This is a genomic window from Gimesia chilikensis, assembly GCF_007744075.1.
Classification (GTDB): domain Bacteria; phylum Planctomycetota; class Planctomycetia; order Planctomycetales; family Planctomycetaceae; genus Gimesia; species Gimesia chilikensis_A.
The window spans coordinates 6,896,084-6,912,337 of sequence record NZ_CP036266.1 but is presented as its reverse complement, the minus strand read 5'-3'; the positions used below and the strand labels follow the sequence as shown (position 1 = coordinate 6,912,337).

At 51.9% G+C, this 16,254-nt stretch carries 11 protein-coding genes; 10 read left to right on the top strand and 1 reads right to left on the bottom strand.

What is annotated here, in order from left to right; all coding sequences use genetic code 11:
- Nucleotides 1-15 precede the first annotated feature (15 nt).
- Nucleotides 16-1,017, bottom strand: a complete 1,002-nt coding sequence (locus HG66A1_RS26135) for a hypothetical protein (RefSeq protein ID WP_197996811.1) — start codon at nucleotides 1,015-1,017, stop codon at nucleotides 16-18.
- A 516-nt stretch (nucleotides 1,018-1,533) separates the two neighbouring features.
- Between HG66A1_RS26135 and HG66A1_RS26130 the strand changes: the two genes are divergently transcribed.
- The 10 genes from HG66A1_RS26130 (at nucleotide 1,534) to HG66A1_RS26085 (ending at nucleotide 16,038) form a co-directional block, all read left to right on the top strand.
- Complete coding sequence (locus HG66A1_RS26130; RefSeq protein ID WP_145191188.1) at nucleotides 1,534-5,217, top strand: secretin N-terminal domain-containing protein; 3,684 nt, start codon at nucleotides 1,534-1,536, stop codon at nucleotides 5,215-5,217.
- Between the two features lie 52 nt (nucleotides 5,218-5,269).
- Nucleotides 5,270-6,952: a GspE/PulE family protein gene (locus HG66A1_RS26125; protein ID WP_145191185.1), complete on the top strand. Its 1,683-nt coding sequence runs from the start codon at nucleotides 5,270-5,272 to the stop codon at nucleotides 6,950-6,952.
- A gap of 63 nt (nucleotides 6,953-7,015) precedes the next feature.
- Entirely contained in the window at nucleotides 7,016-8,224 is a 1,209-nt protein-coding gene (locus tag HG66A1_RS26120; protein ID WP_145191182.1) for a type II secretion system F family protein, read from the top strand.
- A 91-nt stretch (nucleotides 8,225-8,315) separates the two neighbouring features.
- The gene (locus HG66A1_RS26115; RefSeq protein WP_145191179.1) at nucleotides 8,316-8,768 is read left to right on the top strand and encodes a type II secretion system protein GspG; all 453 of its coding nucleotides are present in this window, start codon (nucleotides 8,316-8,318) and stop codon (nucleotides 8,766-8,768) included.
- A gap of 45 nt (nucleotides 8,769-8,813) precedes the next feature.
- Nucleotides 8,814-9,434 carry a prepilin-type N-terminal cleavage/methylation domain-containing protein gene (locus tag HG66A1_RS26110; RefSeq protein WP_197996810.1) on the top strand — a complete coding sequence of 207 codons (621 nt, stop codon included), beginning with the start codon at nucleotides 8,814-8,816 and terminating at the stop codon, nucleotides 9,432-9,434.
- Nucleotides 9,431-9,883 carry a prepilin-type N-terminal cleavage/methylation domain-containing protein gene (locus HG66A1_RS26105; protein WP_145191173.1) on the top strand — a complete coding sequence of 151 codons (453 nt, stop codon included), beginning with the start codon at nucleotides 9,431-9,433 and terminating at the stop codon, nucleotides 9,881-9,883. The genes HG66A1_RS26110 and HG66A1_RS26105 overlap by 4 nt, the downstream gene beginning before the upstream one ends.
- Complete coding sequence (locus HG66A1_RS26100; protein WP_145191170.1) at nucleotides 9,880-10,806, top strand: prepilin-type N-terminal cleavage/methylation domain-containing protein; 927 nt, start codon at nucleotides 9,880-9,882, stop codon at nucleotides 10,804-10,806. Before HG66A1_RS26105 ends, HG66A1_RS26100 begins: the two co-directional genes overlap by 4 nt.
- A 21-nt stretch (nucleotides 10,807-10,827) precedes the next feature.
- Nucleotides 10,828-12,534, top strand: a complete 1,707-nt coding sequence (locus tag HG66A1_RS26095; RefSeq protein WP_145191167.1) for a general secretion pathway protein GspK — start codon at nucleotides 10,828-10,830, stop codon at nucleotides 12,532-12,534.
- 68 nt (nucleotides 12,535-12,602) lie between these two features.
- Nucleotides 12,603-14,078 carry a hypothetical protein gene (locus HG66A1_RS26090; RefSeq protein WP_145191164.1) on the top strand — a complete coding sequence of 492 codons (1,476 nt, stop codon included), beginning with the start codon at nucleotides 12,603-12,605 and terminating at the stop codon, nucleotides 14,076-14,078.
- Nucleotides 14,079-14,139: 61 nt separating this feature from the next.
- Complete coding sequence (locus HG66A1_RS26085; protein WP_145191161.1) at nucleotides 14,140-16,038, top strand: cadherin repeat domain-containing protein; 1,899 nt, start codon at nucleotides 14,140-14,142, stop codon at nucleotides 16,036-16,038.
- The last annotated feature ends 216 nt before the right edge of the window (nucleotides 16,039-16,254 follow it).

Genomic DNA, 16,254 nt, shown 5'->3' with positions numbered 1-16,254 from the left:
GCGTTGTCGGCCAGATCAATCTTTTTTGATGGCGATATAATGCTTGACAAACTGTTCCTGCGACATGGTCACAGTCAGGTCGATGCTGGCTTCCTCAAACATGCGTCGCATGGATCGGCTCTTCTTCCATTCTTCTGCCGAGATGGAATTGTCTTTGTCGCGATCCAGCAGTTTAAAGAAGTAATTTGCCTGACTGACCATCGGGTCGGAACTGGGGGCCACAGGTTTTGTTTCTGCTGTCGGCTGAGCAGGCTGTTCTGCTGATTTGGACGCTGAAGCAGGAGTCGTGCTCGCTGAGGACTTTTGTGGAGCTGGCTGGGAAGTTCCTGATTGTCCCGAATTCAAGGCGAACATGAATGAGGCAGCACTTCTCTGCGGAGTACCCGCTTTGGAGAGCTGAATTTCCTTCGGAGTCAGAAACCCGTCACCGTTGAGGTCCATGGAGAAGAACTCTGACAACTTGCCGGGGTTGTTCATCCGCCACTCATAAAGTCCGATCTGCCCGTCCTGGTCGGTATCATGGGGTACAAAATCCGAATTCAGATCCACAGTAGTCCGTACCGGTTTGCTGGGTTCCTTTTGTGAACTGCTGGAGCGGCTGCGTGAATCGCCCTCGTCACGACCTCGATCTGATTGGAATGATCCGTAGCGTCCTCGCATGGAGTCCCGATCAAAGCCGCCCCGCGAGTCATCATCGCGGCCATCGTCGTCATCCCCCCGGGAACGGGAAAAAGAACTGGGCGGCCCGCCGAAACCAGAACCACCAAAGCTGGGACCTCCAGATCCGCGGGAAAAACTGGAGCGACGTCGGTCATCACTGTCACCACCGCCGAAAGATCCGCGACGGCTCCGCATCTGTTCCATCACGCGTGGCATGACACGTTCATATTCCTGAGCTGTCATGCTGCGGGAGGTGTCAACACCCGCTGATTCGAGCATCTCTTTAAAGCGTCCCGGCATCCGATCGAATTCATCGGGTTCGATGACACCATTGCGGTTGCGATCCAGAAAGGACATGAACCCTCGTGAGCGACTGTCTCCACCAGGCTGCGCATATGACAGATCAGCACTGAACGTTACCAGCAGTACAACTGGAACGAAATATCGGACAAACCGGAACATTTTCTGGCTCCACATGAAATAGAGCGGTCTTTCGAGTCAAAAACCGTGTTTAATAAACAGAGACAGGGAATTTGCGCATCTTTTGAAATAAGCTGTAATAACCCCGTTTCTGACTCTAACATAGAAACACCAGACCCTGGAGAAAAGATCGCTTCATTCTGGGAGAATCAGTGGATCCTTGAAACGGTCCATAACTCCTTGGGGTATAAGGTGATACTGACTGAGTCGAATTTTTATCTTGTAATTGATTTTCTGCAGTTCTAGCATAATGATCAAAAGAATATCTTTTTTGCACTTCTTTGCCGTTTTATCGCAGAATCGTGATTAAATATGACTCGTAAAATGAAATTCCAGTTCTTCCTGATTAGCGTACTCTCTGTCACATTTGTGTGTTCAGATTCTGTACACTCAGTGCTTCTTGCCCAGGAACCTTCCAGTGACTCTGAAGACCGAGGTGGTTTTGGAGGCCGACGGGACCGCGGAGGCTTCGGCGGTGACCGAAGTCGCTTTGGTGGCAGAGGTGGATTCGGAGGCGACCGAGGCGGTTTTCGCGGTGGGTTTGGCGGAGGTGGTTTTAGCGGCTTCCGCGGAGCGATTGGCTTCATGGTGACGCGGGAAGAGATTCAGAAAGAACTCCAGCTCACCGAAGATCAGATCAAACAGCTCCAGGAAGCAGCCCAGTCAATGCGTCCCAGTCGCGAGTCGATGGAACCCTTCATGAACCGCATGCGGGATGCCCAGACCGACGAAGAGCGGACCAAAGTCCGCGAAGAAATGAGTGCTTCCTTTGAAAAACAGCGCACGGAAGGCGAAGCCAAACTCTGGGGGCTCCTGAATGAAAAGCAGTCAGCACGTCTGAAACAACTACAGCTGCAGGAAAACGGATATCGTCAGCTGACCGACGACGAAACAGGCAAACAGCTCAAACTGACCGATGATCAGTTGGCGAAGATCAAAGAACTTGAAGAGCAGCGCTCGGATGCCCGTCGGGATCTGGGGCGACGTGCTACCTCGGAAGAACGGGAAAAAGTGCAGCAGGAGTTCGACCAGAAAATTGAGGCGGTCCTGACTCCAGATCAAAAGTCTCAGTGGAAGCAGATGCTCGGTCCCGTACTGGTCACAGCCGAAAGCACAGCCACCCCGGGAGCGACTCCCTCTGTCAGCAGTACTCCCGGAGCTGCTCCGCGACCAAGACCGCAGATCCCCGTTGAACCGGAAGGGCTCAAGCCTGAAGACCGCAGCATCTCATTCGGTGCTAAACCAGTGGCAATGAGTGAGAACGAAGCGGATGAGAAAACCGTCCCTGCGAAAAAGCCGGGTGAAGTTGGCAAGATGTCGTTCAACTTCCGTTTCGCTCCCTGGGGCGATGTCCTGAAGTTGTTTGCTGAGTCCGCAGGCTATACGCTCGATCTCAACGATGTGCCCCCGGGGACCTTCAACTACTACGATCAGGGTTCTTACACTCCCACCGAAGCGCTGGATATCATTAATGGATATCTGCTGCAGAAAGGGTATGTCATTGTTCGAAGGAATCAGTTCCTGGTCGTTCTGAACATCGATAACGGCATTCCACCAAACCTGGTACCCATTGTCGATGCCAGTGAGTTACCCCAGCGAGGCCAAAATGAACTGATGAGCGTGAGCTTCCAGCTGGAGGGGGTCGACATCGATCAAGTCGCCAAAGAAGTCCAGGCCATTCTGGGCCCGCAGGGGAAGTCTGTTGCACTGAAAACCGCCAATTCGATTATCGTTACCGATATCGGCAGCAACCTGCAGCGTGTGAAAAAACTGCTGGAAGGCGCCATTGCGAATGCCGGTCCTACCGATCTCGCATTCCGCGCGTTTGAATTGAAGTTTATTGATTCCAATGAGGCTGAGAAAATAGTTCGCAGCCAGTTCGGGCTGCCCTCTGCTACCCAGAATGTCAGTGCCAGCTCGTCCTCTTCTTCTTCACGCTACTACGATTATCGACGTCGCAGCAGTCGAGACAGTTCTCCACCTCCTCAGACGCCGACAAAAGATTCGACAACACAGGTGACAGCGGACCCGCGTACTAATCGGCTGCTGGTAACTGCGACACCCGCCCAACTTAAACTGGCGGAAGAAATTATCAAATCGATTGATGTCGACGAAGGCAACATGCTGGCCCCCGGTGGAAATAAGCCTTACCTGCGGGTTTACTCTGTCAGTTCTTCGGATTCACGGGAAGTCACCAAGACCCTGGATGCGATGATGCCGGGAGTCGTCGTTAATGAAGATGGTCGGAATAACAAGATTCACATCGTGGCGACTCCCAAGGAGCACCAGGAGATCGAAGAAATGATCCGACAGTTGGATGGCGAAGGGGGCAGTCAGTCTGTCTCAGTCATCAACCTGAGCAAGCTGGATCCCCTTTCCGCAACCACAACCCTACGCTCCCTGTTTCTGCGGGATGGAAACGATGCTCCCACGATCGAAGCCGATCTTCTGGGGCGGCGTCTGTTGATTCGAGGAACTCCGGATCAGGTGATTCAGGTCAAAGCCCTGCTGGCGCAACTGGGGGAGGATGGTACTGGCAGAGCCCAGGATGACTCAGATCGTGGTCCCATTCGCACGATCCCTCTGGGAGGTCGAGATTCACGTGAAATCATGCAACTGATTGATAAGCTCTGGTCAGCCTCGTCGGGTGATGAAAACCCGATTCGCATTGTTGTTCCATCACAGGAAAGTCAGATTCGGGAACGTGTATTGGGAGAAGATGAGAACCCCACCCGGAACCGGGGTTTTCGCAATCCATCACGGAATATCAGCACTCCGCTGGATCGACCGATTAAGCAGCAACACCGTAAAACCGACTCCGATCAGACTCGGTTCCTGTTCACAGCCAGCGAACAACAGACTGAAACTGAGACAGAGGCAAAGTCTGAGCCAGAAAAGCCTGCTACCGAATCAGAAGACAAAGCACCTGAAGCAGCCGCAGACTCTTCAAAGAAAAATCCGATCGCGGTTTCCACCAACGGGGATAATCTGATTATCACATCCACCGACCAGGAAGCTCTGGATCGTCTGGAGAAAATGATCGATGCCTTGACCCAGGCGATCCCTCCTAAAAATCAGTGGACGGTTTTTTATCTCCGTTCTGCTGATGCGACTGCCACAGCCAAGATGCTGGAAAGTCTCTTTCCCAGCAGTTCCGTTTCCGATACTTCCAGTGATTCCGGGATGTTCAGCGGGATCTCTTCGATTGGGGGCGGGCTGATGGATGCAACTGGACTGTCCACACTGGGTATGGGCCCGCAGACACTCCGCATTATCCCCGAGGCACGTTCCAATGCTCTGTATGTCACAGGACCTCCCGATAAGGTGCGTTCGGTCGAACAGATGCTCAAAGTGCTGGATGCTTCTGAACTACCCGATTCATTGCGGGATCGTTCTCCAGGCATTATCCCCGTAGAATATGCGTCTGCGACAGAAGTTGCGAATATCGTCAAAGAGCTTTACAAAGACTATATGGAAGCACCCCGGCAGCAGAATAACTCTCGGGGCGGCAATCCCTTTGCTGCGATGATGGGCGGTCGGGGATCTCAGAATTCACAGAATGCACAGCCTCCCGAAGCCAAGCTGGCCGTCAGTGTGGATGCCAACGCCAATCAGTTACTGGTATCTGCAAATGACTCTTTGTTTCAGGAGATCGAATCTCTGGTACGCGAGCTTGATTACTCCGCGCAAATGTCTCGCAAGTCAGTGCGTGTTGTCACGTTGAATAACGGCAACTCGGCCCTGATTCAGAATGCCTTAACCTCTCTGCTCCCCAATGTCAGTGTCAGTACCACCGGCAGCGATTCGCGTAAGAAAACAACGGAACCAACTCCCTCCAGCTCAAACCAGTCGGATAGCTCCTCCGGATCCAGCGATCGTGGCGAAGAAATTCGACGTTTCTTCGAACAACGGATGCGGGAACGCATGGGGGGCGCATCGCCGGGTGGTGGTGACTCGGGCCGTGGTTCTTCCAGTTCACCGTTTGGTGGTCGGTCCTCACGTGGTTTCCGATTTCCCGGCAGCGACGGGGGCTCCCGTGGTGGTAGCAGCCGTTTCGGTCGTAACCGTGGACGATAAACATACCTGAAATCATCTCCTGAAAAGTTCGTTATCCCATCGGGTCAAATCCATGGAAATCAGTGATATTCTCCAACGACGTGGCATCCTTGACGAACGCCAGTTGCTGTTAGCCCAGCAATCGGCGAACGGTCATCGTCTGGACCGCGTGGTAATGGATATGGGGCTCGCCTCTGAAGAGGATCTGCTCAAAGCGTTCGCCGATGAATTGGGCATGAAATATTTCGAGCTCAAAGACTATCAGGTCGATACCCAGCTGCTGTCGCAGTTTCCGGCAACTCCGATCTTTCGTCATTCCCTGCTCCCCTTACAGCGTGAAAATGGACGCGTGCTGGTCGCTTCTGCCGACCCGTTTGACTTCGAAGCCCTGGATGAACTCAGCTCGCTCAGTGGTGAAGTACTGGAGCCTGTGCTCGCGTTGCATGAAGACGTCGTCGATCTGATCAAGCAGAACCTGGGTGTTGGCGGCGATACCATCAACGAACTGGTCTCTCAGAAAGCGGCTGAAGACGGCGTTGAACTTCTGGAAGAAGTCTCCGAGGAACATGGTGAACTGGCCGACATGGCACAGACCGCCTCGGTGATTCGTCTGGTTAACGAATTGCTCGTGGAGGCGCTTCAGCAGCAGGCCAGTGACGTGCACATTGAACCACACGAAACCGGACTGGTGGTCCGTTATCGTGTGGATGGTCTGTTGCGGGTGCAATCGGTGCCACCAGAGATCAATCATTTTTATTCAGCGATCATTACGCGTCTGAAAATCATGGCGCATCTGAATATCGCGGAAAAACGACTTCCCCAGGACGGACGCATCAAACTACGAGTTACGGGGCGTGAAATCGATGTGCGTGTTTCGATCATTCCCATGATTTACGGCGAAGGCGTCGTACTGCGTCTGCTCGACAAAGAACGCATGGTTTTCCGACTGGATAATGTGGGGTTGAATGCGGACATGCTGTCTACATTCCGTGAAATGATCGAGCTGCCTCACGGAATTATTCTGGTGACCGGACCTACGGGTAGCGGTAAAACTTCGACGCTTTACAGTGCTTTGAACGAGATTAAAAGTCCGGAAACGAAAATCATCACGGTGGAAGATCCGGTCGAGTATCACAGCGAAGGGATCAGCCAGATTCAGGTGAATTCCCGCATCGGATTGACTTTCGCAGCCGGACTGAGAAGTATTTTGCGTCACGACCCGGATGTAGTTTTGATCGGGGAAATTCGTGATGGAGAAACTGCGAACAGCGCCATTCAGGCATCGCTGACCGGGCACCTTGTTTTCAGCACGCTGCACACCAACGACTCACCCGGTGCTTTTACCCGTCTGGTTGATATGGGAGTGGAAGCATACCTGGTGGCCAGTACGGTAGAAGCCGTTCTGGCTCAGCGTCTGGTGCGTGTCCTCTGTAAACATTGTAAACGACCACATCAGCCTCACCCGGATAAAATTCCCCCGGACTTTCCCCTGGAACGGATGCAGGAAATTTATGAACCTGTGGGGTGTCGACACTGTAGAGAAATGGGATACTCGGGGCGTATTGGTATCCTGGAACTGCTCATAAATGATCCTGTTATACGAAAATTGTGTACCGAACACGCCAGCTCAGGCCAGATTCGCGATTACGCGCGAAAGAATGGCTGGCAGACCTTAAGGGATGCCGGTTGGGAAAAGGTCCTCGCCGGAATCACGTCGATCGATGAGATCCTGCGGGTCACCAAGGGAGATATTTAACTCGCACTCCCGCAGAGAGCAAAAAGAGTTGAGTCCAGTTAGTAAGTAATTGAAGTCAGTCAGATGCCCGAATTTCAGTATATCGCACGAGAAGCAACAGGCCGCCAGGTGACCGGTGTGCTTTCTGCTGCCAATCAGCAGGATGCACTGAATTCGCTGGCTGCCAAGAGTCTGTTTCCGGTCAAAGTCGATCTGGCAGATGCGGCGAAAGCGCAGCTGAGACGGTCTGGTAAACGGGTTCGGGCCCGCTATCTGTCTGTTTTTTATACACAGCTGGCCGACTTGCTCAAATCGGGGGTGCCTCTCTTACGCTCATTGGAACTGTTGAACCGGCAATCGACCAACCCGTCACTCAAGCAGGTACTTGAAGAGGTCCGCGCTGAAGTTGCTGATGGAACCCGGCTGGCAGTCGCGATGGGGCAGCATCCCAAAGTCTTTTCGGAACTGGCTGTGAGTATGGTACGTGCCGGCGAGGAAGGCAGCTTCCTGGAAGATGTATTAAAGCGAATTGCCAGCTTCACGGATCATCAGGAAGAACTGAAAAACCGGGTAGTCGGTGCGATGATCTATCCCGCGTTCCTGACCACCTTCGGAACTGTGATCGTCAGCTTTCTGCTGGTTTACTTCGTTCCCAAGTTTGAACCGATTTTTCAACGGATGTCTGAGCGAGGCGACCTCCCCTGGGCAACCACAACTTTGCTTGGTTTCAGTGCTTTTATGCAGTCGTACTGGTTTCTGATATTTTTTGCGATCGTTTTCGTGGGAGCCGCAGTTTATAAATATCTCGAGACAACGGAAGGCCGTATGAAATTCGATCAGTTCCGGTTGAATGCCTATGGCCTGGGAGCCATTGTTCGTAGTCTGGCTATCGCCCGTTTTTGCCGAATTCTCGGGACCCTGCTGGCCAATGGCGTCCCCATCCTGCAATCCCTGAGAATCGCCAAGGATGCCGCCGGTAATAAAGTCATCAGTAATTCGATTGGTGAAGCCGCAGAGAGTATTTCTGCCGGAAAATCGATTGCTGAGCCTTTTGCCATAAGTGGTCAGTTCCCGGAAGAAGTCGTCGAAATGATCGCCGTTGGTGAGGAAGCCAACAACCTGGAACAGGTGTTGATCGATATCGCAGATAACATGGAACGCCAGACCAACCGCAAGCTGGATATGTTTGTGCGAATGCTGGAGCCACTTATGCTGCTCATCATGGCAGCTGTGGTCGTTTTTGTGATGCTGGCATTACTTTTACCGGTTTTCCAAAGCTCTGGTTTAATATAATAATATGTGACAAGTCATTGGTTTTATCTTACTCGGGTAGAACCCAGAACATTCCCTTCTGGAACAAGTATAAAGTAAAAAGGATGGAGACATGAAACAAATCAAGATTCACAACAGACAACAGCGGCGTGGTTTTACCCTCCTCGAAATGCTGATCGTGCTGGGCATTATTCTCGTGATCGCTGCGATGGTCGTTCCCAACCTGCTGGGAAGCCAGAAAAAAGCAAATATCAAAGCGACCCGCGCCAGTATCCATAATCTCGAACAGGCATTCAAACTCTATGCCGCCGAGAATAATGGTGAATATCCTCAAGGCGGACCGGAACAGTTACAGCTGCTGCTCGAACCCGTCAGCTCGGATGGTCAGGCTGCTGAACCCTTCATTGAATCTCTGCCACTGGATGCCTGGGGGCAGATGTTCCACTACGAGTACCCGAACAATAAAGCGCAGTCCACTAAGCCGGCCATCTGGTCTTCGGGCCCCAATCAGCAGGATGAAAACGGTTCCGGCGATGATGTTAATAACTGGGAGCAGACAGAATAGTTTCTGTCCCACTCCAGTCTCTGATTTTACCAGAGGATATTCCACGTGATCTACCGACAGTACCAGCCAGGAAAACAGCATTCACGACGAGCTGCTTTTACGCTGCTCGAGATGCTGCTGGTCCTGGCTCTGCTGCTGGTTCTGGTCAGTGTCGTCTGGCCGGCTGTGTTGCGCATCAGCGCGAGCAACCGGCTGCGACAGAGCATGCTGGATCTGAATTCCGCCTTTGCTGCCGCCCGGGTGCGGGCCATTGATCAGGGGGTGATGTATCAGGTCTTTCTGGAACCGGGAGGGCGGCAGTATCTGGTCGTTCCCGTCGATCAAGGACTGCTGGGAGGGGCATCTTCTGGAGCCAATACGAGTACCATCGCGACCAGTCAATCTGTGCTCTCGGGGAGGTTGCCCGAGGAATTCCAGTTCAGCCAGGAAACTTCCGCAGTCGTGACGGAAGCGGCAGTCCCCTACGCCTGGTTATCAAACCTGCCAAATTCAAAAAACTGGAACTGGATGCAGGGGGCTTTCCCCATCACCTTTTATCCGGATGGGACGGCTGCCTTTGATTTGAATCAGGATGTTCTGAAAGATAAACGTTCCGTGGCCCGCATTCAACTACGCGGCCTTACCGGGACGACCACGGTTTCCTACGGACAGGGGAAATCGTCATGATCAGCATTCCAACGCAAAAACGCACTCGTGCCGGATTGACCCTGCTCGAGGTCTTAATCTCACTGGCGATTTTCCTCGGCGCACTCACAGCCCTCAGTCAGTTGATTGGCATCGGTTCCCGGGCAGCAGTGCAGGCGCAGTTGCGAACACAGGCAATACTTAAATGCCAGTCAAAACTTGCGGAAGTACTGGCGGGAGCCCAGCCTCTGGAATCGGTTTCTCTGGCTGCGTATGAAGATGAAGAAAACTGGAAGTGGAGCCTGGATGTCCAGCCTGGCGCCTACGAGAACATGCTGCAGTTAACAGTCAGAGTACTCTACTCCGGTGCGGGAGAAAGTGTCACGACCAGCTATCAGCTGACACGACAGATTCGAGATCCGGCAATGCTGCTCGACGCAGCCAACACCGTGGAGTCAGCTTCAGAGCTGACACTGGAGGAGCAGCTATGAAACGCTCCACATCGCACAAGCATGTTCACATGGTACAATTACCCGGGTTCACCCTGCTCGAAGTCATCCTGGCCATTGGGCTGACCAGTCTGCTGCTGGCCGCCATTTATTCCGCCCTGGATCTCTACTGGAAATATACAACTCTTGGGCATCGCCAGGTGGAACAGGCTCAGATTGCGCGAGCCGTCTTCCAGAAAATATCACATGATCTGCACTGCGTGACTTATCGACTGGAGACCGCAGAAGCAGAGACGGAGGGTACAGGCTCTGCTGATTCAGAGACCGAAGAAGCAGAAACCGTCGAAATCCAGGTGACCAGTACCGATGATGCCTACACTTCGGGAAACATCGGCGTGTATGGTGATAGTCAGTCTCTTGTGCTCCACACCAGCAGACCAGCCCGACAGCCTCTCCTGCTCTCTTCGAATTCTGGAGCAACCACCGCGCCGAGCGTCCGTAGTGATTTGCTTTCCGTATCTTACTTTCTGGCAGTTGCGGGGGCCGGAGGACTGCAAGGGGCCGCCGGCGATCAGTTTCGGAATACTTCTGGGGGCGGTGAAGATGTGCAGGGAGTGGCTCGTCTGGAAGGAGACCGGCTCTCAATGAGCATGGCAGATCAGGCTGCGGATCTGGAGCAGATGGCGTCACAGTCAGAACTCCTGGCACCGGAAATCAGCAGTCTGCAGTTTCAATATTTTGATGGCACTGACTGGCTCGAACTCTGGGACAGCACTGAATACGGGACCGTACCGCAGGCAATCAGGGTCACAATCGGCTTTCGCAGCGATTTGCAACAGACTTCGTTGGAGTCTGTGAACGAAAAAATCAATGGTTATAACAATACCTACAGCATGGTGATTGCACTCCCGCTGGCTCTACCTGCGGTATTACAGACGACCGAACAGGATACCAGTTCGTTTTAATCAGACCTCTGATAATAATCCATGAAGTACACCGTCAATTCACAACCTGGTTTTCGTAGCATTCGACAGACACCTGTCGGCAGGCTGTCGGAACGCGCAGGTAGCACTTTGCTGGTCGTGCTAGTAGTCGTGGTGATGCTCAGTCTGGGGGCGTATACCTTTTCGGAACTGATGATCGTGGAGATCGAAGCCACCAACAGCTATGGTCGGGCGATTCAGTCTCGGGAGCTGGCGCTTTCCGGAATCGAACTGGCGGCCGCCTATGTTGGAGATCGCTCTGATGTTGATGGCTGGAATTCGTATCACAATCCGAGTCAGTTTCAGAATATCAATCTGATTCCCAGCGATGTTCCCCGCGTGAGTGGCTATTTCAGTATTGTTGCCCCGGTCATCTCAGACGCACAATCAAAAACCATTCGCTTCGGTTTGAGTAATGAGTCGGGCAAGTTGAATCTCAATATTCTGGCGACGGAAGAGGACAATGAACTGGATGTTGAGGCAATCACTGCTGTTGATCGTCTGATGTATATCCCGAATATGACTGAGGAAATTGCCTCGGCGATTCTGGACTGGATCGATGAAGATGATGATCCACGCGCTTATGGGGCTGAAAGCGATTACTATGGTACATTGGAATCACCTTATTACGCAAAAAATGCCCCGCTGGAATCACTGGATGAACTGTTGCTCGTCCGTGGAGTGACTCCGGAACTACTCTATGGTGAAGATACAAATCGCAATGGTATTCTCGATCCGAATGAGGACGATGGCGATGCCACGCTGCCCCTGGACAATGCAGATGGGGTGCTGAATGCAGGCTGGTCGGCTTATCTCACAGTACACAGTCGAGAGATAAATATTCGTCCGGATGGCTCTGAGAAGATTAACGTCAATCAGACCATGCTCACGGAACTCTACGATCAACTGGAGACCGAACTGGGACCTGATGAAGCCCGGTTCATCGTCGCTTACAGAGTGAGTGGGCCCCTGCAGACTGCTGAAGATCTGGACTCGGGGCCAACCTTGACAACCGTGGGAGGCAGTACGTCGGAACAACAGGCCTTAAATGAACTGGCGACCGGTCTGGCCAAAGCAATATTTTCGGAAGAGGGAGTGACGGTCACCCGCGGGGGCATGGACCTGTCTGCCGGAGCCGCATTCACAATCAATTCCATTTATGATCTGGTGGGATCAGAAGTGGAAATCGAAATCGATGGGACCAAGACAACACTGACCAGTCCCTGGCCTGCAGATGCGGCGAGCATGACGACCAGTCTCCCGATTCTCCATGACATGTTGACGACCACAAAGAATCAGTACATTGAGGGACGAATTCAGATCAGTGAAGCCCGCCTGGAAACTCTGTTGGGAATTCCCGAAATGGATGAAACGCTGGCTAATGCGATCGTAAATTCCCAAATGACTGCTACAAACGGAGCCCCTGCCACAGAAATCAGCCAGGCTCGTCAGACAACGGGATGGCTTGTGATTGAAGGTCTGACGACAATAGAACAGTTGCGAAAACTGGCCCCCTATATCTGTAGTGGCGGCGATGTCTTTCGAGTGCAGACGCTGGGCTATTTCGGTCAGTCAGGACAGATGACTCGCATGGAAGCCATTATTGACGGAACTTTTATTCCGCCACGCATTACCTATGTTCGTGATTTAAGTAATCTCGGTGCAGGCTATGATCTCTCGACGGTACAGGGAACGTCACCGGATCAGTAATTGCAAAGTATCAGACAAACCGGCAGTCGAACTCAGGATGTTTAAACCCGTTTATTGAGAAATTTATTATGGCAGATTATCTGGCTATTAACTGGGACAAGTCGAAGCTGACTGGAATCGAAGCGCATGTCGGTGTGACCTCGGTCTCCATCAAACGTGCCTTTGAAATTACCTGGCCGGAACAACATCGTCCTGCGCAGGATCCGGTCTCTGCCGGCAGCTGGCTTAAGAATGAACTGCATCGCCTGGGAGTCTCCGCGAAGCAGGTCCTGATTTCGTTTCCCCGTCACGATTCCACGGTGCGCCTGATCGAAATTCCAGATGTTCCTCTGGATGAAATTCCCGAAATTGTACGGTTTCAGACGGCTACGAAATCTTCTGTCCCTCTCGGACAGTTAATGCTCGATTACCTGCTGATGCCGGTTCAGGAAGGTAAGACCACCCGCGACGTTCTCGTTGTCAGTATCGGAAAAGATTTACACGACAAAGCTCTGAAAACATTTCAGTCGATGGGGCTGGAAGTCGCCTCTACCGGACTAAGCTCCGTCAGTGCTGCGGAATGGGTTGCCCATACGACAAAGGGAGATCTGGAATCGCCGACATTGATACTGAATCCGACGGACGGTTATCTGGAAATGTCATTGATCCAGGCGCGTCGGTTACTGTTTACCAATTCCGTACCGGTTTCTGAAGCAGACGGAACTGTTTCGAATCAAACAATCCAGACCGAACTGAAACGTTTTCTCATGGCACGCAGTACTCAACTGGCAGGCCAGGGTATCAGTTCCATCACCCTGATCGGTGATGAGTCCCAACAGCAGTCACTTATTCAGGATCTGCAGGAACAGTATCAGTGTACTGTCGAAGTTTTGAATCCACTGGCATCTATAACGACTGCAGATACTTCTGCTGTACCAGGCACTGTGGCAGGACCCCTGGGACTCGTCTATGCTCGGCAGCACAAACGTCTGGAAACAGTTGATTTTCTGCATCCCCATAAAGCAGAAGAAAAACCGGATCGCAGGAAACTGCAGATTGCTCTGGGAGTCGGTGGACTGGCGTTGATCGTATTGACGGCATTTTTTCTCACACATCAGCGGGTCTCAGAACTGGATGAAGAAATTGCAGAGCGGCAAAAGGTACAGCGCGATCTCGATGAACTGCTCAAGCGGGGACTGCCCACTCTGGAGTCGGTGGCTGTGATCGAAGAATGGGAGAAATCGAATTCTCCGACCTTAAAAGTATTTCAGGAACTGGAACGCGTATTACCGGGAACAGACCGGATCTATTTGAGTGAGCTCTCTGTGAGTCGTTCCAGCGGCCAGTCATTGAGCCGTCTTCGTACGACTGGCAATGCCAAAGATGACCTGGACGTGAGAGATCTGAATCAGCAGCTCTCATACAACAATTATCGAGTCCATCCCAAACGAAGTAATAATCTGACGAGCGATACCGAGTACCCGGTTCCCTTTGAAATTGATGCAGAGCGCCTGCCGCCTCAAGAAGCCCCCACAACGAAGTCGGCAACAGAAACAAAAAAATAATGTCAGCAGTTTTTAACTGTCTGAGCTGCCACGATCTTGATTAGTGTTGAATGTAAAAGTTATGCAGAAACGAGAAAAAATACTAGCTGCGATTTTTGGGACCATCATTCTGGTCTGGCTCGGGATGCCTGTGATTAACAGCACCTTCATCGAACCGGTTCAGACACGGCAGAATCAGCTTAAAGTATTGAATCAACAGATCGATCAGAAGGAGAACAAAGAACTGGAACTGCTCCGCTCTGCCCGACAACTGGGTGACTGGGTGGCACATAGTCTCCCTCCAGACGAGCATGACGCGCAGCGTCTTTACCTCGAATGGTTGAGCGATGTAGCGGAACTCTCGGGTATTACCAATCTGAAACTCTCACCCGGGCGGCGGATTCGAGAAGGCAAAACCTATATTGCGATTCAGGTGTCGCTGGAAGGGACAGCAACCTACGCTCAACTCGCTCAGTTTCTGCTGCATTTCTACCAGACCGATTTACGTCAGAACATCATCAATCTCGAACTGGACAGCACCGGGACTGCAAAAGCGGATCAGCTAGAAGTGAAGTTAACTGCGGAAGGGCTGGCACTGAGTAAAGCCAGGCCGCGCGAACAGCTGTTTCCACGTACCAGGTTGTCTGAGAGTTTGAATTTTGATGCAACCAGTCTGAAACTGAATGGGGCTGGGGAGTTCCCGAACGAAACTCCGTTCCGCGTGCGGATTAATCAGGAATTTCTGACTGTGAATGCGATCAAGGGTGATACCTGGACAGTGACCCGTGGTACTAGCCAAACGGTGCCGGCACGCTATGAAGCGGGGACTCCGGTCGAACTGGCTCCCATGAATCAGACAGCAGAAGGAAGCACGAAGCTGCAACAGACTCTGACCCAGGATGCTCAGCTGCTCAAGGTTCTGTCGGATCGCTATTTCCCTTCTGGTGAGAGCTTCCTGATCAAAATTGATAATGAAATTCTGAATGTGAGCAGTCGTACTTCAACAGAGTGGACTGTCCAGCGTGGTGTGCTTGATACCAGACCAGCCTCGCATAACAAAGGAGCGGCTGTAACTCAGGTGCCGGAATACCTGCAGGCATTATATGACTATCAGCAGATCGCTGATAACAGTCCTTTCGCCAAACCGGTTCCTGACAAGGTTTATCAACTGGAACTTCGCGATATTGGGAAACAGACTCTGATCAGAGGTAACAGCCTGGATCTGTCCCTGCCCCTTGCAGGGATCAATCCCTCACAGTCAGCACCGAAGATTTCTGTCAAATCAGATTTACTCGGGATTGTAGCCCAGGCTGGAAAACTGCAATGGGCACCGGCAACAGAACAGAAGACCGGAACATTTCCCGTGACAATCACTGCCACCCAAGGCGATCAGAAAGTTGAGAGAACGTTCGAGATCGAGTTTATGGAAAAAAATACCGCCCCAAAACTGGAAACGGTATCTACTGTGACGGCATACCAGACGCGCCCCTTAACCCTCCAGGTAAAAGCAACTGACTCGGATCAACCTGCTCAGAAACTGATGTTCGAATTAGAGTCAGGTGCTCCCGAAGGCATGCGGATCAACTCTCAGACCGGTGAGTTGACCTGGACGCCGTCCGTAGCGACAGAAATGAAAGAATACCCTGTGACAGTCAAAGTCACCGATTCCGGGATACCCTCTGCGTCCAGCACTCAGAAGCTGACAGTTAATGTCACATTAGATGATGCATTTTTTACATTTTTAACAGGCAGTATCGAACTGGATGGCCGTCGAATCGCCTGGATCCGCAATCGCGCTACCAATGAAAAACGGGAAGTCAAAGAGGGGGATTCAATCGATGTCGCAGATTTGCATGCGGTTGTGAAAACGATCACCGATCAACACATCATTCTGGAAATAGACGGAAAGCCCTGGATGCTCTCTTTGGGAGAAAATTTCAGATCTCTGCGAAACCTGGCCTCGGTTCCCGTGTTAAATTAGCGCCGCATCCCATCTCTCTTATGTGGCATTTGTAAAAGCAAAACTCTCCTATCTACGTAGATCCTCCTCTCCTTTTATCAGTCCAATACATCCTATTTTGCCTGCCGATATTCGCCAGCAATGCATTTCTTCCTGCGCCTGCATTTCGAGTGGTGTTGTAAGTTATTGATAAATATGCACTTAAGGCGGACTGGCTCCGGTGGGAAAACACCGACT